Genomic DNA, 23,864 nt, shown 5'->3' with positions numbered 1-23,864 from the left:
GAGGACAGATCGTGCAAGGGCAGGCCGGTGACCCCGTTCAGGGCAATGATGGGAGCAGCCATGGCACCGAAGGCCACCGGGGCTGTGTTGGCAAGGAGCGAGACAACGGCGGACTTGAGCGGTTTCATGCCGGCGGCCATCAGCATCGCAGCGGAAATAGCCACGGGTGCGCCGAATCCGGCAAGGGATTCAAGCAAGGCGCCGAAGCAAAACGCAATCAGGATGGAGAGGATGCGCAGGTCGTTGGAAATGGACCGGATGGTCCGGCCGAGGACTTCGAACCAGGGCGTGGCCACGGTGAGCTTGTAGATCCACAGGGCGTTCACCAGGATCCACAGAATGGGGAAGAGGCCGTAGAAGATTCCCGCGGCGGTTGCGCTTAGCGCTTGGTCGAGGGGCATGCGCCAGCCGAGGACGGCGAGGAGCAGGGACAGGACCAGGCTGGCTGCGGCCGCCTTGGCTGCCTTGACCCGAAAGACGCCCAACGCGACGAAGAGAAGGACCAGGGGAAGGGCCGCGCACAGGGCCGAGAGCAAGAGGGATCCGGCGATGGGGTCGAGGATCTGCTGAAACATGAGTCTCCAGATTGTGTGAGGCGTCACATCGGTGTGAGCGCCCAACGATTGTCTAACAAGTACACATGCCAGTCAAGGCCACAAGATCTTATTGTCTGGCAAGATTAAGAAAAAGGGTTCGCCCAGAAACGGAGTCCAGTGTCCGGCCGTATTGCAGCTGTGTCGATCGTAGAGGCGATCGCCTCGGACCTCAGGGTCCGGATTTTTGCAGGGGACCTCGGGTCTTCCCAGGCCCTCACCGAGACCGACATCGCCTCCTCTTACGAGGTAGCCAGGCCCACTGCCAAAGCTGCCATCGAGAAGCTTGTAGCCGAGGGACTGCTGGTCCGGGGCGTGCACAAGACCGCGCGAGTTGCCGACCTGGGGCCGGAATCCGTCCGCGACATTTATATCGCCCGGGCCTACATGGAGAGTGAAGTGCTCCGCAGGCTGGCATCCACCCGGACGGTGCCGGCGGCCGCTGTGCAGGCCAACAACGACATAGCTGCGTTGAATACTGGTGCGCCCTTGGACGTCGTGGAGCCGGACATGCGGTTCCACACTAGCCTGATCGACGCCGTCGGAAATGAACGCATCAGCAAGATGTACCTGTCATTGGTGGGGGAAGTCCGCCTGTGCATGTCCCGGGTGCAGTCACTGCACCTTCTGGACACAGCCCTGATCCAAGCCGAGCACCAGAGGCTCCTGGAACTAATCGAGGAAGGCCGCGGTGACGAAGCCGCCCGGCTGCTCGACGTCCATCTTGGGCGCGCCCGTGAACGGCTGGTCGCTGCTATGGGCGGCGAGGCGGGACCCGAAGCCCAGTTGCCGTCCGACCTGGTGGCGGAGTAGAGAGCCTCGCAACCCCTACGCCGACGGGGTCGCGGCTGCCGGAAGCAGCTTGGTTCGAATAAGGTGAAGAGCGCCGACCATCCGGCGGTCGTGGACGTCTTTAGCGGCACGAAGTCCTAGCAGTTCCGCTGTGACTATCAGGCTGTCGATTGTTGCATTGGGCCGCGATGTTCCCACATAGCTCCGAAGTTCAGCGTCCCCTGATGTCCGATTGCTACCCCCATTCACGGCTTCATTCTCCACCAGCGTTTGAAAACAAGCTGGGGAGTGCCTGCAAGCGGGGCTGTGCGTGACACCGAGTTTGCCTCCGTTAGGGTCTCAAGTAGGCGAGGATGACAGGCGGGGCATCCGGAAACGCCGCTGACAGGAGTGATTACGTCAACCCGATACGCCGTCATTTGAAGTCGTGCTCTAGCGGTTCTCGGCGGCCTCGAAGCCTGCCCGTCGTCGGAGGTGGCGCCGTACGCTCACCGGTCAAGGCGGGGCGGCGGAATTTCCCCTGATCCTCTGAGGACCAGCTCGCTGGGAACAATGTGGGTCCGCGGTTCCTGCCGGTCTCCGTTGAGCCGGGCCAGAATGCGTTTTGCGGCGACTCGGCCGATGTGCTCGGGGTGCTGGGCGACAACCGTTATGCCGGGGTCCAACATGTCCGAGAGGGTGAAGTCGCCGAACCCGACCAGGGCCACAGCCTTGCTCAGCCCCAGCTCCTTCAAAGCCTGCATGACACCGAAGGTGACCAGAATCTGTGCAGAGAAAATGGCAGTCGGCGGGTCATCGCCGGTCAGGAGTTCTCTGGCAGTGGTCCGGGCGGATTCCCCTCCACGAAGTCCTTCCAGGAAAGGAACGGTGCCGGTGGAAATACCTGCGCGTCCCAGCTCCTCGACAAACCCGCGCCGTCGCTCCCGGGCCGTCTGGATATCGGTGCGGCCCCCCAGATATGCGAGCCTGGTGTGCCCTTGGGAAATGAGGTGTGCGGCGGCCCTGGCCGCGCCCACAGCGTTATCGCTTACCACTGCATCGGCGTCGACACCGACTGGTTCCCTGTCGATGAAGACCATCGGAAGGTCCCTGGAATTTTCCGGCACCAGGTACCCCTGGCTCTTGGCGATCGGGGTCAGAACCAGCCCATCCACGCGCCTCCGAAGAAACGCAGTGACCAGCGCCTCTTCCCGTGCAGCGTCATCATCCAGGCTTGCCGACAGGACCGCTATGCCGTGGGTTGCAAGGACATCCGCCAGAGCCCGGTGGATCTGTCCATGAAACGGGTTAGCAACGCTGGGAAGCAGCAGACCGATGGATAGTGTCTCCCGGCCCGCCCGCCGCAGGCTCCGGGCTGCCATGTCCAGCTGGTAGTGCAGCCGCTGCGCGGCCTCCAGCACTTTCTGGCGGGTTGCATCGGAAACACCGGGCTCATCATTGATGACGCGGGAAACGGTTTTGATGCCCACACCAGCCAAGGCAGCCACATCCCGCATCGTTGGCCTGGCTGTTCCCCCCGCCCCGGAATAGGCCTTTGCGCCGCGGTCAATGCTTTCATTTGCGTCGGCCATTGGCGCTGCCGTCTGGTTCACCGTACGTACTTGTAATTTGACGGGCCCATGAATGCTTCGCTGCTCAGCTCCTGTGCCCAGGGGGGATCGGCGCCGGGCCTGGAGCAGGTGATGGCCGCGGCCCTGTTGGCGTAGTCAAGCAGGTTCCGAAGTTCTTGGGGAGAAAGATCCCTCAATTTGTTCCGGGCGTCGGCGCCGAGAAGGTTCCTCATGTCCAGCCAAGCAAGCAGTCCGGCCATGAAGGAATCGCCGGCCCCGACGGTATCAGCCACCTCAACCTTCCGGGCCGGCAACCGTACCACCGTCTGGCCGGTGGCTATGGCCGGACCGACTGCGCCGCAGGTGATGGCCACCATGGCTGGTCCCAGCTCAAGCCATGCCTCCACGGTCTGATCAAGCGTCCTGTACGGGTACAGCCATTCCAGGTCCTCGTCGCTGGCCTTGACGAGATCGCTCGCCGCGACGAAACGCTCGACGTCCCGGCGGGTGTGGTCAGCATCCCCGCTGATCGCGGGTCGGCAGTTCGGGTCGTAGCTGATCGTGGCATGTCTGCGGGCAGCTTCTACGAGCGTGTAGGCAGTGTCGCAGCCCGGAGTGAGGACAGTGGCGATCGAACCAGTGTGGACATGGTGGGAGCTCTCGACTGCTGACAGTGCTGGAAGGGAGTCGCCGTCGAGGTCCCAGCTGATGTCAAAGCTATAGCGGGCGGCTCCAGCACGGTCGAGCGTGGCCATAGCAACGCTCGTCGGGGCAGACCCGCCGACGAGGGCGGCTACCCCATTGGAGATCAGGTGGTCCTCAACCATCCGCCCGTATCGGTCCTCCGCGTAATGCGTAACCAAGTTGGTCGTCATGCCCAGGCGTGCACAGCCGATCGCAACGTTTAGGGGGCTTCCGCCCGGGCGTGTGAGGGCCTCGGTTCCCGCTTCGTATGGGTTACTGATGATGTCCACGAGTGATTCGCCGATGACGGTCAGTTGGCGGGCATGGAGTGGAGTGGGCGGCATTGTGGTTCCTTTCAGGATGGGGCGGCCCGTGCTGGCGGGAGGATTCGTCATCTTCCGTGGTCAGTTCCCCTATTGCCATTCGTGCATTGCTGGTGTCGGCCAATGTGTCGTCGCGCTGGCGGGTTGCCAAGGGCCGAGGGTGGCGATACAGCCGCGGGCGCACAGGAGTCCTGGGGGTCTCCCCCCCCCCCCCCGCTGGCGAGGAGCCCATTTCGTCTTGAGAAACGGGTACCATGCCTTGACGATTCATGCCCGGTGGGCCGTGGGTGCAGTCTCTAATTGGTCGGCCACGTGCTCCCAGCTGTCGGTGAACATGCCGTAAGCGGTCTTAATCTGGACGCCTACCGGGAGTTCGGGGCACTCGTTCTCGCCGTTGGTTCCCCAGTTGACCCAGCCGGATTGGCGGCGCTGGACAATCTGGAAGGCTCCAGACGGTGCAGACGTCCACCAGATCATGGCTCTGTCGAGTTCCGAGTGGAATTCTGCGGTCTTAGATGCTGGTCCCGGGAAGATGGTTTCGTGAGGCAGGGCTGAGACGTCGACGGGCGCTTCGGTGATGGCCCACTGGCGGTCGGGCAGATCCGCGAGCACGTGTGAGTCTGCCCGGACCCGGGCGAGGCGCTTGCGGATCTCATTGTTGTCCAAGGCGCCTTCCCAACTGCTGAAGAGGCGCCAGTAGAGGTCCCAGTGGGCGGCTTCAATATTGCCGCTGAGTTGGCGGCGGAATTCCTCGAATTTTGCGGTGTTTGAGGTTGAGGTGACGATGGTTTCGTCGACCATTTTTGCGAGTTCGGCCGCGTAAGGGTCCCCGGCGCGGTATCGGGTGCCGCCGTATGCTTGGAAGCGGTCGAAGACGACGTCGCCCTGGCCGGCCTCAAATTCATCGCCGACGGTGATTTTGTTGGTTATTGAGCGCCCGTTGATGACGGTCTGGAAGTCGTCCACACGGTAGCTGCGCGTGAAGTACGGGGTGCCGTGGGTGAATTTCCAGTCGATGGAAAATGTCTTGCCTTTGAGTTCATCGAGCAAGCCGTCCGGGATGGTGCCGTTCATCCGGTAGTGGTGCAGGACCGGGCCTCGTTCAATGATTTCGATGTCGACGGTGGTGTGCTCCGGCGGGTTGATGAGGCCATTCTCGGGTGTGAAGAAGGGCCCGTAGAAGCCGCCGATGGCGTTGTTGCCCGAGGGCAGCAGATCAATGCCTTCCTTCAGGGTTGCGAAGTGGCGCAGGCCCCATTTGGAAGAGCCCGTGCCCTCGGCCGTCCCTGAACACATTTCAAGGTCAAAGTATCCGGTGTCGAGGCGGACAAAGGCGTCGGGTTCAACGGGTTCCCGTTCCGTGATTCCCTCAACGTGTCGAGTTGCCGGCCCGGTCAGCGTGAGTTCGACGCTTCCCTCAAAGGTCGCGACCGTGATGAAGCTTGTCTTGCCGGGCACAGGGTTGGCGCGCAGTCGCTGGCAGGTGAGGGTTTCTCCGGTGTTGGTGGTCGCCGTCCAGAGGTCCTCCTGCAGTTCAGAGTCGACGGTGAAGGTCACAGGTTCGTTGGTCCGGCGGCCGGGAAGGGTGTCCTTCAGGACGATGGTGGGCAAAGCCACGGGCGTTCCTCTCGGTTGATTTGGGGTGCGGGCTGCCTGCCCCACCTTGCTCCCGTAAAAGCCGGGTTTGGTGGCGGGCTGGGCAGGGGTAGCTGTTCTGCTGCGTGGGGAGTAGGTTTATGCCGGTGTCTGGGCGGCGATGGCCCGGGACCACGGCATGCGGAGCGTGCGCTGTTTCAGGCTGTCGATGGCCACTGCCAGGATGATGACGAGGCCCTTGATCAGCAGCTGGGTGAAGAACTGGACGTTCATCAGGATCAGGCCTGTGCTCAGGACGCCGAGAATGACCGAACCGATCAGGGTGCCGTAGATCCGGCCTCGTCCGCCGACAAGACTGGTGCCGCCCAGGACGACTGCGGCAATGGCATCGAGCTCGTAGCCGGTGCCGGCCGTGGGCTGGGCCGAGACTACCCGGGCGGAGAAGATGACGCCTGCGAGCCCGGCGCAGGCCCCGGCGATGACGTAGACGGAGGTGAGGACGCGCTTGACGTTGATGCCGGCGAGTCTGGCCGCCTCGGCGTTGCCGCCAACGGCGTATACGTGCCGGCCGTAGCGTGTGCGCTCCAGGACGAACCAGGCCACGATGTAGACGATGACCATGATCACCACGGGGACCGGTATCCCGGCCATGTACCCGTTGCCGACATCCCGGAAATTGAGGGTGTTGGAGACGATGGGCTGCCCGTCGGTCATGGTGTACGCCGCGCCGCGCAGGAATGTCATGGTGCCGAGGGTGACGATGAAGGCGGCCAATGACAGGTAGGCGCTGAGCATGCCGTTGATCAGTCCGGCGGCGGCCCCGGTGAGGACGCCGACCAGGATCGCGACGGGTGCAGGCAGTCCGGCAATGCCGGTCATGACCGATGCGACGCCCGCGACGGCCAGGATGGAGCCGACGGAGAGGTCGATGCCGGCGGCGAGAATGACGAATGTCATTCCGGCGGCGAGAATCGCGTTGATCGAGATGGACCGGGCGATGTTGAGCAGGTTGTTGACACTCGCGAAATTTGGCGCGATGACTACCATCAGCGCCACGAGTGCGACCAGGACGACGAGGATGCCGACGCGGTCCCACCAGTACGCGAAGTCGAAGCCGCGACGGGGCGGCGGTGCTGCTTCTGGCCGGACGTCGGCGTCCTGTGGGTTGAGGGCCTTGTTAGTCATGGAATTCTCCGTTTGTCTGTGCTGCAGTACCGGTCGCGTGGGACATAACGTCCTCTTCGCTGGCGGTGCGGGAGTTTAGTTCGTGGACGATCCGGCCGGAGCGCATCACGAGGAGCCGGTCGCTGATGCCGATCGCTTCGGGGAGATCCGATGAGATGACCAGGATTGCTTTGCCGGCCCTGGCCAGGTCATTGATGACTTCGTAGATTTCGCTCTTCGCTCCGATGTCCACACCTCTAGTGGGCTCGTCGAGTATGAGCACGTCGGATTTGCGCATCAGCCAGCGGGCCAGGACCGCTTTTTGTTGGTTGCCGCCCGAAAGTGCGCTGACCGGCAGGCGCAGCGCGTTCTGCCGCAGATGGAGGCGTTCCATCTGCTTTTTCACCGCAGTCCGGATTTTGGTCCGCTGGAGCACCCCGGCGTTGACGTGGCTGCCCAGGGAGCTGACGGCGATGTTGTCCTCCACGGTATGGGACACGAACAATGCCTGGTCTTTGCGGTCCTCGGGAACCATGGCGATTCCCCGGGCGATCGCCTGGGCAGGGCTCGACGCCGATGCCGCCTTGCCCTGGACGGTGACCGTTCCGCCGCGGGACCGGTCCGCACCGAAGATCATCCGTGCAGTTTCGGTGCGCCCGGCCCCGATCAGCCCGGAAAGAGCGACCACTTCGCCTGAGCGTACGTGGAAACTGACCGGCCCGATGCCGGCTCCGTCGGTGAGCTCCTTGACGTCCAGCATGACGTCTCCTGGGCTGTGCCGGTCGTGGTGGTATAGGTCATCGAGGTTGCGTCCGACCATCATCCGTACGACGTCGGGCGGGCTGATCTCGTTCTTTTCCCGGGTGCCGACGTATGTCCCGTCGCGGAAGACGGTGACCCGGTCGGCAAGTTCCCAGACTTCCTCCATGCGGTGAGAGATGTAGACGAGGCCGACTCCGGAGGCGCGCAGTTCGTTGATGATCGCGAAAAGGTGGAGGGTTTCGGTGCGTGAGAGAGCCGCCGTTGGCTCATCGAGGACGAGGATTCTGGCGTTCTCGCTGACGGCCCGGGCGATTTCAACCATCTGTTGCATGCCGATGCTGAGCTCGCCGAGCTCTCGGCGGGGGTCGACCCGTGCGCCGACCCGGGCGAGCTTTTCCCGGGCTTGGGAGATCATGGCGCGCCGGTCCAGTGCTCCGAACCGGGTTACCGGTTCACGTCCGAGGGCCAGGTTTTCCGCTACTGTCATCGCCGGAACGGTGTTCAGCTCCTGGTGGATGATGGCGATGCCATGGGACACGGCCTCCTGCGGGGTGCGGATGTCGACTTCGTTGCCGTCCATCAGGATGCGGCCCGAATCGCGGGCAACGTTCCCGGCCAGGACCTTCATCAGGGTGGATTTTCCGGCGCCGTTCTCGCCCATCAGGGCGTGGACTTCACCGGCACGGAGGTCGAATTGGACTTTGTTCAGCGCCAGCGTGGCGGCAAAGCGTTTGGTGATGCCTTCGAGCTGTAGCAGCGGCTGGGGGGAGGGTGTTGTGGTCATGGTGGCCTATTTTCGGTCCGGCTGTGTGGGGCGGCTGCGGGAGTTCAGCGGCCCCACACAGGATGGTGGAGCGTTACCAGCCCTTGTATTGGCTAACGGTGTCCCGGGTCACCAGTTCACTCGGAATCAGGATCGTGGTCTCCGTCGGGGGCTTGTTGTCGATGATGTTCTGGGCGACCTCGACGGCCTTGCGGACCATCTCGGCGGGGTTCTGCGTAGCGGTCCCGATGAAGGGCGATCCGGCCTGCTTGAGTTCGGCCACGGACTCCGGGCTTCCGTCCACGCCGGTGACCTTAACGGTGCCGGCCTTGTGGGCCTGCTGGACCGCCAGCACAGCGCCGAGGGCCGAAGGGTCGTTCATGCCGAAGATTCCCTGAACATCCGGGGTGGCGGTGAGCATGTCGGTGGTCACGGCAAGTCCGGAGGCACGGTCGTTCTTTGAGGCCTGCTGACCGACAACCTTGATGTTGGAGAATTTCTTCACGACGTTCTTGCAGCCGGTGATCCGGTCCCGGATCGTCTGGAGCGGGGTTCCGTCCACCATGAGAACGTTGCCCTTGCCGCCCATCTGCTCGAACAGGTACTGGCAGGATTTTTCGCCGGCCTGGACGGCGTTGGTCATCACCACTGCATCGGCGCTCTTGGCCGGGGTGTCCACGGCGATGACGATGATTCCGGCCTGCTTCGCCCGTTCAATCGCCGGCTGGATGCCGCTTTCATCCACGGCGCTGATGACGATCAGGTTCATGCCTTGTTGAATGAAGGTGTCGATCTGGGAATTCTGGTTAGCCAGGTCAAGCTGTGCGTCCTGGGTATTGGACGTCGCTCCGATCTTCGCGGCGGCTTCCTTGGCTCCCTTGTCCATGGCCGAAAAGAAGGGGTTGGACATGTCCTGGACCATGAGCCCGATTTTCTCGATTTTCTTCGGCTTATTGGCAGCGGGCTGCGCGTCGCCGGAGCTGCAGGCCGTCAGGCTGAGCGCGGCCAGTGCTGCGCTGGCGGCGAAGATTGCGGATTTCTTGGCGAGTTGATTCATTGTCGGATCTCCTTTGAACCGGAACCTGCCGGCCGTCGTGGCCGGTCAGGTCGGTGAAATAATTGGTAGGTGTTGTGCCGGCTCTCTTTTGGGGCCGGGATCTTTCGGTTCGGCGTGACCATGATTACCGTCGTCGGGGTCATCTTTTGTCGAACCAGGTTTGCCTCAGCAGCCGCAGGACCGCCGCACGATCAGGTCGGCGCTCACCTCCCGCCGGTCCTCGGGGCGGTAGTCGGGTGTAGGAGGCACACCGCGCCGTTCGGCATCGATTTGTCCGTCAAGGATTCGGGTCAGCGTCTGGGCGGCGAGAACGCCGATGGATTCGCTGTCCTCATCCACCACCGTCAGCGGCGGATCCAGCAAGGGGGCCCAGGCAAATTCGTCAAAGGCAATGAGTGCCACCTGATCGGGAACAGCGATCCCGCGTTGCTGGAGCACGGTGAGGACACCGTGGAGCAGGGGGTTGTTTCCCGCAATGATCGCCCTCGGCAGGGCCTGTCCGGAAGCATCCAGGTAGGCCCATAGCGACCGATGCGCCGATTCGGAGTCGTTTTCGGTCTCCAGCACCCGAAGTGAAGCGCCGTGCTTGGCGGCAGCCTCGCGAAGGCCGCGCTCCCGCTCTGCACGGGTGGACCAGCGGCCCGGATAGGCCAGGAAAAGCCAGTCCGTATAGCCGTGCTGGGCCAGGTGTGCTCCGGCTTTCATGCTGGCCGCAAAGTTGTCGGTCAGGATGCTCGGAACTCGAGTCGCGTCCACCGGTGGTGCCGAGTCCACGAACACCACCGGGATGTCCCAGCTTTCGAGGAGTTTGATGTTTTCCGTGCTCAACGTCAGTGTCGTGATGATGCCGGCAGTCCGCGACTGGATCAGGTCCTGAACAGTGGCATCTTCCACCTCGGCCGTGTAGACGCCCTCCGCGGCGATGTCTGCCACGACGGCATTGCGGTTGGATCCGCGCAGGACCCGCTGGATGCCCTTCATGAGGTCCAGGTAGTAGTAGTTCGAGGTACTCGCCGTAATGACGGCGATGGAACTGCGCGTTTTCTTGCGGAGTTCCTGCGCAGCGCGGTGCGGAACGTAACCAAGCTCCCGGGCCGCCTTCAACACGAGCTTCCGGCTCGCGTCCGAGACATCCGCGCCGTTGCTCAACGCCCGGGAAACCGTGTAGGAAGACAGGCCCGTCACTTCGCTCAGGTCCCGCAACGTGGGTTTCTTTGCCACTTGATGGATCGCCTCCTAATCGTTTAGGGGAAGGGTCGGCGAAATCTCGTTCGCGTTACCTAAAGGATTAGGGTCAACGATAATGTGATTATGCGCACACGTCAAGAAGCCGTCATTCACGAAGGCCGCACAGGCCGCAGCGGGGGCTGAAAGCAAGCTGGGGGCCCGTTCAGCCCGGGAGCTTTACGGAAGACCGGTTATCGGCGCCTCCCGGGATTCCTCCACGTGCCCTAACCGATGCGGTTCCCACCCTGCATGGCGGGCAATTGGCTGCGGCTGCATGCAGCAACTTGCGCCAAGGAGCCAATGTCCGCGGCGATCAAGGCGGAGTTGGCCGGGCGTCTGATCCGCGGAAGGTCGCCGATCGGCGCAAACGTATCACGAGTGCTCATGCTGGCAGGGTGTCGAATTCCGCCGTGACGCTGTGACGCTGTGGCGCGGGAAGCAGAGCAGCACCTCCCGGCCCACCACTCGCCGTCGTAGTACATGGAAAACACGGCGCAATGTTTCGAGCCCCGCCGTAGTCTGTTTAGATGCCTCGTTTTGCGCTTGATATTGAGTCCGTTCCCCGCCCCGTCCGTTCGCAGGAGCTGCTGGATGCCGTGAACCACCGGCTCGTCATTGCCGATGGGGCGATGGGCACCATGCTGCAGGGGCGCGAGCTGTCGCTCGAGGACGACTTCCTGGGGCTGGAAGGCTGCAACGAGATCCTCAACGCCACTCGGCCGGATGTCCTCGCGGACATTCATGACGCCTACTTCGCGGTGGGCATCGATGCAGTCGAAACCAACACCTTCGGCGCCAACTGGTCCAACCTCTCGGACTACGGCATCGACGACCGGATCGAAGAGCTTGCGCGCAAGGGCGCGGAGATCGCCCGCGAACGTGCGGAAGCAGCAGAAAAAGCAGACGGACGGATGCGCTGGGTCCTGGGCTCCATGGGGCCGGGCACCAAGCTCCCCAGCCTCGGCCACACCACCTACGACTACCTCAAGCAGACCTTCGCCCTGCAGGCCGAGGGCCTCATCGACGGGGGAGCGGATGCCTTCCTCATCGAAACCAGCCAGGACCTCCTTCAGACCAAAGCCGCGGTCAACGGCTGCAAGCAGGCGATCGTGTCCCGCGGCATCCGGCTCCCGATCTTCGTCGAGGTGACCGTCGAAACCACCGGAACCATGCTGATGGGATCCGAGATCGGCGCGGCCCTCACCGCGCTCGAGCCGCTCGGCGTCGACGCCATCGGCCTGAACTGCGCCACCGGGCCGGACGAGATGAGCGAGCACCTGCGCCACCTGGCGAAGCAGTCCTCCGTGGCAATCGCCTGCATGCCCAACGCCGGCCTGCCCGTCCTCGGTGCCAACGGCGCGCACTATCCGCTCTCACCCACCGAACTCGCCACCGCGCACGAGCAGTTCGTGCGGGAATTCGGCCTGGGCCTGGTGGGCGGATGTTGCGGTACGACGCCGGAGCACATGGCCGCCGTCGTCGAACGTCTTGCGCCCTTGCGCGCCAGCGCCGCTGTCACCAGCGGCGGGAGGGGCGCCGACGGCAGCCGCGTTCCCACCGAGCGTGAAGCGGGCATCGCTTCCCTCTACCACCATGTGAATTTCGACCAGGAGTCCGCGTACCTCGCCATTGGCGAGCGCACCAACGCGAACGGTTCGAAGGCGTTCCGCCAGGCGATGCTCGAAGAGCGCTGGGACGACTGCGTCGACATCGCCCGCGAGCAGGTCCGTGTGGGCGCGCACCTACTCGACGTCTGCATCGACTACGTGGGGCGCGACGGCGTGGCCGACATCAAGGAGGTCGTCTCACGATTCGCGTCGGCCTCCACGCTCCCGCTCGTCATCGACTCCACCGAACCGCCCGTCCTGCAGGCCGGGCTCGAACACATCGGCGGACGCCCGGTGGTCAACTCCGTCAACTATGAGGACGGCGACGGCCCGAACAGCCGCTTCGCGCGCATCATGCCGCTGGTGAAGGAACACGGCACCGCCGTGATCGCCCTGACCATCGACGAGCACGGCCAGGCACGCACCACCGAGGGCAAGGTGGCCATCGCCTCGCGCCTCGTCGACGCCCTGGTGGGCGAATGGGGGATGCGCGTCGAGGACATCATCGTCGACGCCCTGACCTTCCCCATCGCCACCGGCCAGGAAGAAACCCGCCGGGACGCCATCGAAACCATCGAAGCCATCCGCCAGATCACCGCGAAGTACCCCGGCATCAACACAACACTCGGCGTCTCCAACGTGTCCTTCGGCCTGAACCCGGCAGCGCGCATGGCCTTGAACTCGGTGTTCCTGCACGAGGCCGTGCAGGCCGGCCTGACCAGCGGCATCATCGACGCCGCCAAGATCGTGCCGCTCGCTTCACTGCCGGAGGAACAGCGCAAGGTGGCCCTGGACCTCGTCTGGGACCGCCGCGAATACGACGCCGACGGCAACCTCACGTACGACCCGCTGGCCAGCATGCTGGACCTGTTCGCCGGCGTCGACACCGCAGCGCTGAAGGACCAGCGCGCCGCAGAACTCGCGGCGCTGCCCACCGGCGAGCGCCTGGAGCGGCGCATCATCGACGGCGAAGGAAAGGGCCTTGAAGAGGACCTGGACCTGGCCCGCGCCGAGGGCATGACCCCGCTCGGCATCATCAACGACTACCTGCTCGAGGGCATGAAGGTGGTGGGCGAGCGCTTCGGAGCCGGCGAGATGCAGCTGCCCTTCGTGCTGCAATCCGCCGAGGTGATGAAGACCGCGGTGGCGCTGCTCGAGCCGCACATGGAGAAATCGGATGCCTCGGGCAAGGGCACCATGGTGATCGCCACGGTGCGCGGCGATGTGCATGACATCGGCAAGAACCTGGTGGACATCATCCTCACCAACAACGGCTACAAAGTGATCAACCTCGGCATCAAGCAGCCGATCGCCGACATCATCGCCGCGGCCGAGGAACACAACGCGGACGTGATCGGCATGTCCGGCCTGCTCGTGAAGTCCACCGTCGTGATGAAGGAGAACCTTGCGGAGCTGCAGTCCCGTGGCCTGGCCAAGAAGTGGCCGATCATCCTCGGCGGCGCAGCCCTCACCCGCGCCTACGTCGAGCAGGACCTGGCGGGGCAGTTTGAGGGAGAGGTCCGCTACGCGAAGGACGCCTTCGAGGGCCTGTCCCTCATGGAGCCGCTGGTGCAGGTGGCCCGCGGCGCCGACCCTGCAGAGGCGGGCCTGCCCGCGCTGAAGAAGCGGATCCACCGAAAGGGCGGGACGCTCACCCTGACTGAGCCGGAGGCTATGCCCGGCCGTTCCGACGTCGCCGCCGACAATCACGTGCCTTCGCCGCCGTTTTGGGGCACCCGCATCGTGCGCGGAGTCTCGCTCCACGACTTCGGGGCGTTCCTCGACGAGCGCGCCACGTTCATGGGGCAGTGGGGGCTCAAGCCGGGCCGCGGCGAGGACGGCGCCTCCTATGAGGAACTGGTGGAACGCGAGGGCCGGCCCCGCCTGCGGTACTGGATGGACCGCATCCTCGGCGAGGGAATGCTTGACGCGTCCGTCGCGTACGGCTACTTCCCGGTGGTTTCCGAGGGGGAACAGGTGGTGGTGCTGCACCACGGGGAGGACCGCGACGGCGTCCTCGGCACCGCAGGCCTGCTCGCCCCCGACGGCGGCTCAGGCGGTCCGCTCGGCACCGAGCGGCTGCGGTTCGACTTCCCGCGCCAGCGCCGCGACCGGCACCTGTGCCTCGCCGACTTCGTGCGCTCGCGCGAATCGGGGCAGGTGGACGTCCTGCCGGTGCAGCTGGTCACCGCCGGCGGCAATGTCGACCAGGTGACTGCCAAGCTCTTCGCCGGCGACCACTACCGCGACTACTACGAGCTCAACGGCCTGGTCATGCAGCTCACCGAGGCGCTCGCGGAATTCTGGCATGCACGCATCCGCTCGGAGCTCGGTTTTGCGGCCGAGGAGCCGAAGGACAAGGCCGGCCTGTTCAAGCTCGACTACCGCGGTGCGCGGTTCTCGCTCGGCTACCCCGCGTGCCCGGACATGGAGGACCGCCGCAAGGTAACGGAACTGCTGCGTCCCGAGCGGATGGGCGTGGTCCTGAGCGATGAGCTGATGCTGCACCCCGAACAGTCCACCGATGCGTTCGTGTTCCACCACCCGGAGGCGAAGTACTTCAAGGTGTGAGTTGGTGTCGGTCCCTGCCCTGCGTCGATGGAGCCTGGGTGGAATGAGCCTGCCCGGCCTGCCTGTCCAGGCTGGAGACCGGCTTCACTCGCCGGAGTGCGGCGAGAATGGCCCGCCCCACGACGGCGATTCCGACGATCGTGGTGATGGCACGCAAGGTGTCCCAGCCCGCCGTCGACGTCACCAGCGAGTAGAGCAGGAAGCTGCTGAGGTTGGTGCCCAGCGGCGCGCCCGGCACGTAGGAGATGCCGGTGCCGGCGCCCACCGCGAAGGGCCAGAACCACAGGTTGGTCAGCAGGCCGAACAGGTAGGACGCCAGGATGCCGTAGCCGCACAGCATCCACAGTTCGGCTTTGCCCCGCACCCGCCGGGGAAGCAAGCCGGCCCCCGCGCCCACCCACGCGCAGGCGAAGATCTGGAACGGTGTCCACGGCCCGATGCCACCCCACAAGGCGCTTGAGAGGGCGATGGTGGCGGCGCCGAGGAGCATGCCGAAACGGGCACCGAACGCCCGGCCGGCCAAGATCAGCAGGATAAAGACTGCCTCCACGCCGCCGACGCCGGTGCTCGCCACCCGCACCGCGGAACCTACGGCGGCCAGGACGCCGAGCAACGCCACCGTGTGTGCGGAACGGACCGACCCGTCCATGCAGACAACGACGGCGACGGCGGCGAGCGGCGCAATGGCCAGCGCCGCGTACGGGAGGGCCGCGGCGGCATCCTCCGGAAGGGCCGCCGCCAGCAAAGGCCAGCAGAATGCTGCGAGAGCCAGAAGGTTTGCAGCTGCGAGAACTGCCAGCTCGACGCCCCGCGGCATCCGGATGCGGCGCCGTCTTTCCGCTCCCGGGGAGTCTGCTGGTTCGATGGCCCGCGGCCTTGGTCCGGTACCCGCTTGCCGGGAAAGCGGGAGGGGCGGTTCAGGTGCATTGGCCGGCACAGAAGAGGGCACGACGCCGTCACTCATCTGCAGGATCCGGGCGCCGAGGCCGTGGGCAAAGTCGAGGTCGTGGGTGGCGATCAAGACCGCCGCTCCGTCGTCCGCTGCCGCCCGCAGCGCTGCCGACACTGCTGTGCGCGCCGCAGGATCGAGTCCGCGAGTGGGCTCATCGATCAGGAGTACCTGGGGGTCGTCCATGGTCTGCAGCGCGATGGCAAGGATCCTGCGCTCTCCTGCAGAGAGATCCCGCGGATGCTCATGTCCAATGGGAATCCGGACGTCTCCCCGCAAACGGGCAAGACGAGATGCCGCGGCGCAAAGCGTGGGCTGTCCGCCGTTCTTTCGGCGCGTAAGGCGCCGATCCGCCGCGAGGAGCTCTGCTGCCACCGTATCCCTGGTGAAGAGGTCATCCGAGGCGTCCGGGACGAGGGCGACGCGGCCGCCGTCGACCGTTCCGCCGTCGACAGTGCCTTCACCGGCTGTACCCTCACCCAGTGCGAGCGCCACAAGGAGGGACGACTTTCCGGCCCCGTTCGGCCCCACCAGGGCCACCACTTCACATCGGTGCAGGGTCAGGGATGCGTCGCGCACGAGCGACGTGCCCTTGCGGTGCACCGCGAGATTTGTCGCAGTCAGGACGGGCACGTGCCCGGTATCTGCAACGGGCGTTGGATGCGCAACCGTCGGGGAAGCGGATGGTGCAGCACCCGGCACCAGGGCGCCGTCGTCGATGGTCCACCACGAGTCGGCAACCGGGACGAGCCGCTCCGCCCGGTGCTCCGCCACGATGACGCAGACACCGTCGTCGCGGGCGAGGGCGTTGAGCACGGCGATGACGTGTCCGCGTGCCGCGGTGTCAAGGTCGGCCAGTGGCTCGTCAACCAGGAGCAGGGCCGGATGCTCCACCACCGCGGCGGCAATGGCCACGAGCGTTGCCTCACCCGCCGAGAGGGTGCTGACATTCCGGTCCAGCAGCGCCGACACTCCGATATGCTGCGCGACCTCCAGGACCCGGGCCTTGGCGGTCGTGGATGTCATGCCGCGCAGCTCAAGTGCGAGGGCGATTTCGTCCCGGACCCGAGTGGTGGCGAAGGCGGCGCGGGGATTCTGTAATACGACGCCGACGACGCGGGCGGTATCGCGGGGCGGCGCAGTGGCACGGTCCGTTCCGGCGATGCTAACGGTGCCGGAAATTTCTCCACCGTCAACGTGTGAGAGCAGGCCGGCGATGCCTCGCAGGATGGTGGACTTGCCGGAGCCCGTCGGCCCGGTAATGACCGTTATTGACCCGCTCGACGGCGTGAACCCGGCGACGCGCACCTGCGCGTCGCCGATGCGGAACTGTGCGTCCCGGACCAGAAGCGGTGCCTCGGTACCGCGGCCGGGTTGATGGGCTGCCCGGCTCCCGAAGCCGCGCAACTCCAGGGCCGCGGCAACCCGGCCGGCGTGCTCAAGGGTGCGCTCGAGCACGGGCACAAGGGCGCGGGGTCCGAAGCGTTCGCCCCGCAACCGAAAGGCCAGGCGTACGGAGGCCACGGCGTCGGAGAGCGCCGGGAGTGCCGCCCAGGCCACCACGAGCGTCCGGGCCAATCCCTGCAGGGGGCCGCCGCGGGCCAGGTGCACGAAACCGCGGGCCACGTCCACCCAAGCGTTGAGCAGGCCGAAACCGAGGATCATCCCGGCAATCGGCAGGGCGGACAGGACCGCCTCCCGCAGGCCAGGCGCCGTTACCGGACCGAGGAGGACCACATGGGCGTACGGGGCGGGCAGCGGCACCGCCGGCAGACTGAACAGGACCGGCTCACCAATGCCGGCCCCGTTGAAAAGGATGCGGTAGATGACCCGCGCCGCGATGAAGACGGCGGCGAGAGCCGCCGCTGCGCGTAACGGCGCGGGTCGAAAGGTCATGCCGCGGGTGCGGCCGGTGCGCCGTCCACCGTGTAAAGCAGCTCGAGGCTCTGGCCGGGGCTCACCTTCAGGGTGGCGAGGCCTTCCTGCGCGTATGCCCAGGCGCCGGAGGCCGGCTTCACCCAGAGAGCCCAGTAGGCGAAGGCGGCGGGCATCTTGCCGCAGTCTTCCCGGTACGTGCCGCCCTTGTGGGCGATGTCGAAGTCCGCGGCGGGCACACCGTTCACGCGGCAAACCAGTTCCTTGGGATATTGGGCAGTGCCCTCAGTCTTCACCTTTGCCTCCTCGAGCACCTTGGAAGCGGGAGTCGCCGCGTCGACGGGCACGCAAACGGATGTGTCAGCGGCAGCCTGCTTCAGGGCGCCTGAATCGACGATGACCTTCACGCCGGCGCAGGGTCCGGCTGCGGCGCTGGATGAAGCCGTTGCCGTCGACGCCGGGGCAGAGGTAGTTGGCTGGGTGGCGACCGGCGTGGAACAGGCGGCGAGGGTAAACAGGAGACCTGCGGCGGCGAGGGAGCTCGCGGCGGCGGTGCGGATCTTAGTCAAAGTCACGTGTCAAGGGTAGGGCGTTGCATGTCCGGATCCGGATGCCGTCGCGTTGTGTGACGTTAGGTCTCTCATATGCGCGTGGGCCACCGACGCAAAAGGGCCGACGACGGCGCTCAGGTGAGTGCCGTCGTCGACCCTTCCGGGGGCGTTACTAAGCTTCCGACGCGGCCATCTTCACCGCCGGCGCATCCTCCGGGGCTTCGTACTGAGCGGCGCCGTACTGCGCGGCGCCCGACGACGGATGTGCTGCGACTGCCGCGGCGTGCTCGGCCAGCACCCCGGTCTGGTGGCGGATCTTCAGGCGGTAGAGCAGGGTCCCGCCAATGATCACGGCGGCCACGAAGATCACGCCGCCCCACTGCAGGTACCACTCGAACGGCGGCACCGAGTTGTAGATCTCCGGCCTCGGCCAGATGAGGTTCAGGGTCATGGCCCCGCCCCAGAGGACCGCCAGGATGTTCACCGGCAGTCCCCATTTGCCGGTACTGAATCCGGCTTCGGACTGCTCATCCCGCAGCGGCCACTGCTTCAGGAGCCGCTTGCGCAGCAGGGGAACCGTCACCAGGAGGTAGGACAGGTAGATCAGGACGATGCTGATGCTGGACAGGATGGTGAAGATGGCCGGCTGCATGACGTTGACCAGCAGCGGGATCACGGCCATGACACCGATCACGATCGCCGCGACCTTCGGGGTCCTGCGGACCGGATCCACCTTGCTGAGCTGCCGGCTGAACGGCAGGTTGTTGTCCCGGGCCATGGCGAACATCATGCGGATGGCAGCGGCGTGGACGGCCAGCGTGCAGACCACCACGGCAACCACGATGCATGCCAGGAACGCCTTGCCGAATGGTCCACCCAGAACGGAGAGCACGATGTGCTGGAGGCCGCCGTCGGCAGCCCCCACCTGCGGGTCGCCCAGGTCCGGTGCGGCCAGGATGCCGAAGAGCAGGATCAGCCCGCCCAGCAGGAACGAGGCAGTGACGGCGCGCAGGATGGCCTTGGGTGCCGTGCGCTTGGGGTCCTTCGTTTCCTCCCCGAGCGAGCTGGCGGTGTCGAAGCCGTACATGACGTAGCCGGACGCCATGGCGCCGATCAGGAAGACGCCGAAGAAGCCGAGATCGTGGCCCTCGCCGAAGCCGTTGGTTTCGAAAAAGACCTCCGGGCCGCGCACAACATGCCAGGCCAGCGCGAGGATCAGCAGGACGGCCGCGGTCAGCTCCACGAAGACGCCGATGCTGTTGATTCTGGTCATCAGCTTCACGCCGAACGCGTTGATGAGGGTGGAGATGGTGATCATGATGGTGGCCAGCACCACGCCATTCATGGCGAAGTCGTAGGGGCCGGTGCCGTCACCGACGAACTGGAAGCCGGACCAGAGCTGCGGCAGGGTGATCTGCAGGGCCAGCGCCACGGATCCGAGCGCCATGATGGAGGAGAGCAGGAGCAGCCAGCCCGCCAGCCAGGACGAGGTCCCCGACGCGAGGCGCTTGGCCCAGTTGTAGACCGATCCCGCAACGGGGTAGCGGCCGGCCAGCTCGGCGAAACAGAGCGCCACCATCAGCTGGCCGACGAAGACGATGGGCCAGGACCAGGCGTACGCCGGGCCGGCCATGGAAAAACCAAAATAGAACAGTTGGAAGACGCCGGTGAGGATGGAGATGTAGCTGACGCCTGCGGCGAAGCTGGCAAACTTGCCGATGCTCCGGTCCAGGGTCTGGGTGTAGCCAAATTCGTCCATGCCGCTTGAATCAATACTCTTGCTGGGTTCCAAAATGTGAACTCCTAAGTCAGAAAAGTACGCTCGATGCAACCCGCGGCCGCCATTGGATGCGGGTGAAATCAATAGCCTCCGGAACTTGCCTCTCAGGCGAAGGACGGACTGAGCTCCACCTCTTTCCTTACAGCGCCACCGGTGTGGCCGGTGCGGATGAGCTCGGCGCAGCGCTCGCCGATCATCATGACGGTGATGTTGGGGTTGACGGTGACGTGTTCAGGCATCACGGAGGCATCCGCCACGCGCAGACCGGTGACGCCCTTGACCCGCAGCTCGGGATCCAGCGGTGACATCCCGTCGTCGGCCGGGCCCATCCGGACCGTGCCCACCGGGTGGTACACGGTGTTGTGGGTCTTGCGGATGTACTCCCGCAGCTCCTCGTCCGTCTGCGCCTCGACGCCGGGGGATAGCTCGCGGCCGGTCCATTCGGCCATGGCGGGCTGGGCGGCGATTTCGCGGGCCTTGCGGACGCCGGCCACCATGACCCGCATGTCGTGGCCTTCGGGATCCGTGAAATAGCGCGGATCCACCATGGGCTTGTCGCGGAAATCGCGGCTGCGCAGCCTGACGGTGCCGCGGGAGCGGGCGTGCGTGACGTTCGGGGTGAGGCTGAAGCCGTTCTCCGTGGTGGGGTAGCCGTGCCGCAGGGTGTTCATGTCGAACGGGACGGAACCGTAGTGCATCATCAGGTCCGGGCGGTCCAGGCCGTCCTCGGTGGGGGTGAAGATGCCGATCTCCCACCATTGGGTGGACGTTTGCACCATGGGCTGCCTGGCCTCGAACTGGACCACGCCTTCGGGGTGGTCCTGCAGGTTTTCGCCCACGCCGGGGGAGTCCACCAGCACCTCGATGCCGTGCTGGGCCAGGTGCGCTGCCGGGCCGATGCCGGAGAGCATCAGCAGTTTAGGGGAGTCGATGGCACCGGTGGAAAGGATGACCTCGCGGTGCGCGGAGAGCCGGTGGGTCCGGCCGAACGCGGAGTCCACCACGTCCACGCCGGTGCAGCGCTTGTCCGCGTCGAACACCAGCTGGCGGGCGCGGAGGCCTGTGAGCAGTGTGAAGTTGTCGCGGTCGACGATCGGGTGGATGTAGGAGACCGAGCTGGACGACCGGGTGCCGTCCGCGCGGCGGTTGATCTGGAAGAAGTTGGCGCCGTTGATCACGGTGGTGCCGGTGTTGAACTTTGTGCGGGGGATGCCCGTCTGTTGGCAGGCGTCCAGGAGCGCGACGCCGGCAGGATCCACCGGGGGCACGTTCATCAGGTGCACGGGCCCTGAGTCCCCGTGGTGGGGTGCGTCCGGCCCGGCATCCTCATTGGTTTCCAGCCGTTTGTAGAGGGGCCAGGCAGCGTCGGCGTTCCAGCCGGTGGCACCGTACTTGGACTCCCATTCGTCCAGGTCCTCCCGGGGTGCCCAGAAGGCGATGCAGGAGTTGTGGCTGGAACAGCCGCCCATCACCTTGGCGCGCGCGTGGCGCATGAAGGAGTTGCCGTTCTCCTGCGGTTCCACCGGATAGTCCCAGTCGTAGCCGGACTCCAGCAGCTCCATCCAGCGGTCCAGCTGCAGGATTTCGGGCAGGTTGCGGTCATCCGGGCCGGCCTCCACGAGGGCCACGGTCACGTCTGGATCCTCGCTCAGCCGGGCGGCGACGGCGGCACCCGCGGATCCGCCGCCGATCACGACGTAGTCGAACCCGCGCTCGGTGACGTCGTCGATGTTGTCGTAGTGCATCTAGTTCTCCTTGCCGTGGTCAGCAAACCAGCCGGTTACCTGCGGGCTGGTGTTCTGGTAGATGTGCTTGGCTTCCTGGTATTCGGCCAGGCCCGTGGGGCCCAGCTCGCGGCCGACACCGGACTGGCCGAAGCCGCCCCACTCGGCCTGGGGGAGGTAGGGGTGGTAGTCGTTGATCCAGATGGTGCCGTGCCGCAGCCGGGATGCCACGCGCTGCGCCTTGCCGGCATCCTGGGTCCAGACCGCGCCGGCCAACCCGTAAATGGTGTCGTTGGCAGTGACCACGGCCTCGTCCTCGGTGCGGAACGTCTCCACGGTGACCACCGGGCCGAAAGCCTCGTCCACCACCACCGACATTCCCCTCTGGACACGGTCCAGGATGGTGGGCTGGTAGTAGAAACCGCCGTCGTACTTTTCTCCTTGCGGCGCCGCACCGCCGGTCCGCAGCCGCGCACCCTCCTGGATGCCGCGCTGGACATAGGCGTGGACTTTGTCGCGGTGGGCCGCGGAAATCAGCGGCCCGGTTTCGGCGGCGTCGTCAAAGGGGCCGCCCAGCCGGATGTCCCGGGCACGGCGGACCAGCTCGTCCACGAAGCGTTCGGCGATCGATTCCTCCACCACCAGCCGCGCCCCCGCGGAGCAGACCTGCCCGGAGTGGACGAACGCGCCGTTCAGGGCATTGTCGACGGCGGCGTCGAAGTCCGCGTCCGCGAACACCACGTTGGGGTTCTTGCCGCCAAGCTCCAGTGCCACCTTCTTGACGGTGCCGGCGGCGGCCGCCGCGATGCGCTTGCCGGTTTCCAGCCCGCCCGTGAAGGAGACGAGGTCGACGGCGGGGTGTTCGGAGAGCGGGGCGCCCGCCTCCGCGCCGGGGCCGGTCACGAGGTTGGCGACGCCGTCGGGCAGGCCAAGGTCGTGCAGCAGCTGCATTGCCAGGATGCTGGTGGACGGGGTCAGCTCGGAGGGCTTGAGGACGAAGGTGCAGCCGGCGGCCAGCGCGGGCGCGATCTTCCACGCCGCCTGGAGCAGGGGGTAGTTCCACGGGGTGATCAGGCCGCAGACGCCCACGGGTTCGTACACGATTTTGCTGACGACCGTGGGGTTCCCGGCGTCGACCATGCGGCCCGCCTGCTGCCCGGCGAGCCTGCCGAAATACTCGAAGCAGGCGGCAATGTCGTCCATGTCGATGCGGCTTTCGACCATTCGCTTGCCTGTGTCCAGCGACTCGGCGCGGGCGAACTTTTCACGGCGTTCGCGTAGTCCGGCGGCGACCTTGAGCAGGAAGGTGCCGCGCTCGGGTGCCGGCACGGAGGACCAGACGCCGGAGTCGAAGGCTGCACGGGCTGCGGCGATGGCGCGTTCGGCGTCCTCCCTGCCGGCCTCGGACACTGTGGCCACCGACTCGCCGTCGGCGGGGTTGCGGATTGCGCGCACAGCGCCGGAGGCGGCTGGCTCCCATGCGCCGTTGATGAACAGGGTCGATGCTGTCTCGGTTCTTGCGATCCGAACGACGTCATGGGCTGGTGTGGCGTAAGTCATACGAGGGACAGTACTGCACATTGAACGAGTGTTCAATACTTTTCTTGAACAGTTGTTCAATGCTGCTTATGGAGCTCACTCTGCCCGGTTGCCGGTGGTTCAGGACTCGTGAAGCCGGTGATCCTTGATGGTGCGGTCCTGAAGCGGCGCGAAGGCGATTTGCTCCGTCCGGGCGATGCTTCGCTGGATGGAGGCCTCATCAACGCCGAGAAGCGCCGTCAGCCACATGCCGTTTTGGATGACGACAATGTCAGCCGCCCGCTCCCTGCATGCCTCCCATGAAAGATGGGGTTGGGCGTTGGAAACCAGCGCAGCGAGGCCGTCGAGATAGCGGTCGAAGGCCTCGGCGTTGATCTGTGCATAGCCCTCGTCCGCCTGGGCGAGGGCCCAAAGGTGCAGGCGCAGGGACAGATAGCGGGTGGTCAGCAGATCAGCGGCTGCCACTCGCCGCAGGGCCTGGCGCAGCTGTTGCTCCGGGTCTGACGACGGGTCGGGCGCCACGAGCAGAAGGTCGTGTTCGTCGACCCGGCGCAGGGCTGCCCGTATCAGGCTCGTCTTGTCGTCGTAGTAGTAGTTCACCAGGCCGAGCGCGACGCCGGCTTCGCGGGCCACGGCCCGCATGCTCACACCCGAAATCCCATGGCGGGACAGCAGATCCAGCGCCGCCTCGAGAATGCGCGACTGCCTGTCCATTTGTTCGCCGGAGTTCACGGCATTGGTCCCCATCTGGCCAGAC

General features: G+C 65.5%; 17 protein-coding genes. 2 read left to right on the top strand and 15 right to left on the bottom strand.

Features of this window, described 5'->3' with window-relative positions:
* A partial coding sequence (locus AC1DD3_RS18890; RefSeq protein WP_476882262.1) for an L-lactate permease occupies positions 1–575 on the bottom strand: 575 nt, incomplete at its 3' end.
* A gap of 138 nt (positions 576–713) precedes the next feature.
* Here AC1DD3_RS18890 and AC1DD3_RS18885 point away from each other — a divergent pair.
* A complete protein-coding gene (locus AC1DD3_RS18885; protein WP_476882261.1) occupies positions 714–1,406 on the top strand; it encodes a GntR family transcriptional regulator in 693 nt (230 codons plus the stop codon).
* A gap of 467 nt (positions 1,407–1,873) precedes the next feature.
* Here AC1DD3_RS18885 and AC1DD3_RS18880 read toward each other — a convergent pair whose 3' ends face one another.
* The 8 genes from AC1DD3_RS18880 to AC1DD3_RS18845 all read right to left on the bottom strand — a co-directional run bounded on the left by AC1DD3_RS18880 (position 1,874) and on the right by AC1DD3_RS18845 (position 10,897).
* A complete protein-coding gene (locus AC1DD3_RS18880) occupies positions 1,874–2,881 on the bottom strand; it encodes a LacI family DNA-binding transcriptional regulator (RefSeq protein ID WP_476882263.1) in 1,008 nt (335 codons plus the stop codon).
* Between the two features lie 92 nt (positions 2,882–2,973).
* A complete protein-coding gene (locus AC1DD3_RS18875) occupies positions 2,974–3,963 on the bottom strand; it encodes a carbohydrate kinase family protein (protein WP_476882260.1) in 990 nt (329 codons plus the stop codon).
* Between the two features lie 246 nt (positions 3,964–4,209).
* Positions 4,210–5,559 carry a hypothetical protein gene (locus AC1DD3_RS18870; protein WP_476882259.1) on the bottom strand — a complete coding sequence of 450 codons (1,350 nt, stop codon included), beginning with the start codon at positions 5,557–5,559 and terminating at the stop codon, positions 4,210–4,212.
* Positions 5,560–5,676: 117 nt separating this feature from the next.
* Positions 5,677–6,723: an ABC transporter permease subunit gene (locus AC1DD3_RS18865; RefSeq protein WP_390246971.1), complete on the bottom strand. Its 1,047-nt coding sequence runs from the start codon at positions 6,721–6,723 to the stop codon at positions 5,677–5,679.
* Positions 6,716–8,248: a sugar ABC transporter ATP-binding protein gene (locus AC1DD3_RS18860; protein ID WP_476882258.1), complete on the bottom strand. Its 1,533-nt coding sequence runs from the start codon at positions 8,246–8,248 to the stop codon at positions 6,716–6,718. Before AC1DD3_RS18860 ends, AC1DD3_RS18865 begins: the two co-directional genes overlap by 8 nt.
* A 73-nt stretch (positions 8,249–8,321) precedes the next feature.
* Positions 8,322–9,284, bottom strand: a complete 963-nt coding sequence (locus AC1DD3_RS18855) for an ABC transporter substrate-binding protein (protein ID WP_476882257.1) — start codon at positions 9,282–9,284, stop codon at positions 8,322–8,324.
* Positions 9,285–9,449: 165 nt separating this feature from the next.
* Positions 9,450–10,505: a LacI family DNA-binding transcriptional regulator gene (locus AC1DD3_RS18850; RefSeq protein WP_476882256.1), complete on the bottom strand. Its 1,056-nt coding sequence runs from the start codon at positions 10,503–10,505 to the stop codon at positions 9,450–9,452.
* Positions 10,506–10,735: 230 nt separating this feature from the next.
* Positions 10,736–10,897 carry a hypothetical protein gene (locus AC1DD3_RS18845; RefSeq protein ID WP_476882255.1) on the bottom strand — a complete coding sequence of 54 codons (162 nt, stop codon included), beginning with the start codon at positions 10,895–10,897 and terminating at the stop codon, positions 10,736–10,738.
* Positions 10,898–11,038: 141 nt separating this feature from the next.
* Between AC1DD3_RS18845 and metH the strand changes: the two genes are divergently transcribed.
* The gene (metH, locus tag AC1DD3_RS18840; RefSeq protein ID WP_476882254.1) at positions 11,039–14,689 is read left to right on the top strand and encodes a methionine synthase; all 3,651 of its coding nucleotides are present in this window, start codon (positions 11,039–11,041) and stop codon (positions 14,687–14,689) included.
* Here the strand turns inward: metH and AC1DD3_RS18835 are convergent.
* The 6 genes from AC1DD3_RS18835 to AC1DD3_RS18810 all read right to left on the bottom strand — a co-directional run bounded on the left by AC1DD3_RS18835 (position 14,679) and on the right by AC1DD3_RS18810 (position 23,854).
* Positions 14,679–17,534: an ATP-binding cassette domain-containing protein gene (locus tag AC1DD3_RS18835; protein ID WP_476882253.1), complete on the bottom strand. Its 2,856-nt coding sequence runs from the start codon at positions 17,532–17,534 to the stop codon at positions 14,679–14,681. The genes metH and AC1DD3_RS18835 overlap by 11 nt on opposite strands.
* A complete protein-coding gene (locus tag AC1DD3_RS18830; protein WP_476882252.1) occupies positions 17,531–18,088 on the bottom strand; it encodes a hypothetical protein in 558 nt (185 codons plus the stop codon). Before AC1DD3_RS18830 ends, AC1DD3_RS18835 begins: the two co-directional genes overlap by 4 nt.
* Positions 18,089–18,236: 148 nt before the next feature.
* Positions 18,237–19,823, bottom strand: a complete 1,587-nt coding sequence (locus tag AC1DD3_RS18825) for an APC family permease (protein ID WP_476882251.1) — start codon at positions 19,821–19,823, stop codon at positions 18,237–18,239.
* A gap of 125 nt (positions 19,824–19,948) precedes the next feature.
* Positions 19,949–21,589 (bottom strand): GMC family oxidoreductase, encoded by a 1,641-nt coding sequence (locus tag AC1DD3_RS18820; protein WP_476876799.1) that lies wholly within the window; start codon positions 21,587–21,589, stop codon positions 19,949–19,951.
* Positions 21,590–23,128: an aldehyde dehydrogenase family protein gene (locus tag AC1DD3_RS18815; protein ID WP_230120374.1), complete on the bottom strand. Its 1,539-nt coding sequence runs from the start codon at positions 23,126–23,128 to the stop codon at positions 21,590–21,592.
* A 99-nt stretch (positions 23,129–23,227) separates the two neighbouring features.
* Positions 23,228–23,854 (bottom strand): TetR/AcrR family transcriptional regulator, encoded by a 627-nt coding sequence (locus AC1DD3_RS18810; RefSeq protein ID WP_230120376.1) that lies wholly within the window; start codon positions 23,852–23,854, stop codon positions 23,228–23,230.
* Positions 23,855–23,864 lie beyond the last annotated feature (10 nt).

This window comes from Arthrobacter sp. 05T444, assembly GCF_056395905.1.
Note: the sequence above shows the minus strand (reverse complement) of the source record. Positions and strands in the feature narration are given on the sequence as shown.

Excerpts from the sequence above, each read along its gene's own strand:
- AC1DD3_RS18825 (WP_476882251.1), bottom strand. The coding sequence starts at position 19,823 with ATGGACGAATTTGGCTACACCCAGACCCTGGACCGGAGCATCGGCAAG.
- AC1DD3_RS18865 (WP_390246971.1), bottom strand. The coding sequence starts at position 6,723 with ATGACTAACAAGGCCCTCAACCCACAGGACGCCGACGTCCGGCCAGAA.
- metH (WP_476882254.1), top strand. The coding sequence starts at position 11,039 with ATGCCTCGTTTTGCGCTTGATATTGAGTCCGTTCCCCGCCCCGTCCGT.
- AC1DD3_RS18810 (WP_230120376.1), bottom strand. The coding sequence starts at position 23,854 with ATGGGGACCAATGCCGTGAACTCCGGCGAACAAATGGACAGGCAGTCG.
- AC1DD3_RS18875 (WP_476882260.1), bottom strand. The coding sequence starts at position 3,963 with ATGCCGCCCACTCCACTCCATGCCCGCCAACTGACCGTCATCGGCGAA.
- AC1DD3_RS18835 (WP_476882253.1), bottom strand. The coding sequence starts at position 17,534 with ATGACCTTTCGACCCGCGCCGTTACGCGCAGCGGCGGCTCTCGCCGCC.
- AC1DD3_RS18860 (WP_476882258.1), bottom strand. The coding sequence starts at position 8,248 with ATGACCACAACACCCTCCCCCCAGCCGCTGCTACAGCTCGAAGGCATC.
- AC1DD3_RS18815 (WP_230120374.1), bottom strand. The coding sequence starts at position 23,128 with ATGACTTACGCCACACCAGCCCATGACGTCGTTCGGATCGCAAGAACC.
- AC1DD3_RS18820 (WP_476876799.1), bottom strand. The coding sequence starts at position 21,589 with ATGCACTACGACAACATCGACGACGTCACCGAGCGCGGGTTCGACTAC.
- AC1DD3_RS18855 (WP_476882257.1), bottom strand. The coding sequence starts at position 9,284 with ATGAATCAACTCGCCAAGAAATCCGCAATCTTCGCCGCCAGCGCAGCA.
- AC1DD3_RS18845 (WP_476882255.1), bottom strand. The coding sequence starts at position 10,897 with ATGAGCACTCGTGATACGTTTGCGCCGATCGGCGACCTTCCGCGGATC.
- AC1DD3_RS18880 (WP_476882263.1), bottom strand. The coding sequence starts at position 2,881 with ATGCGGGATGTGGCTGCCTTGGCTGGTGTGGGCATCAAAACCGTTTCC.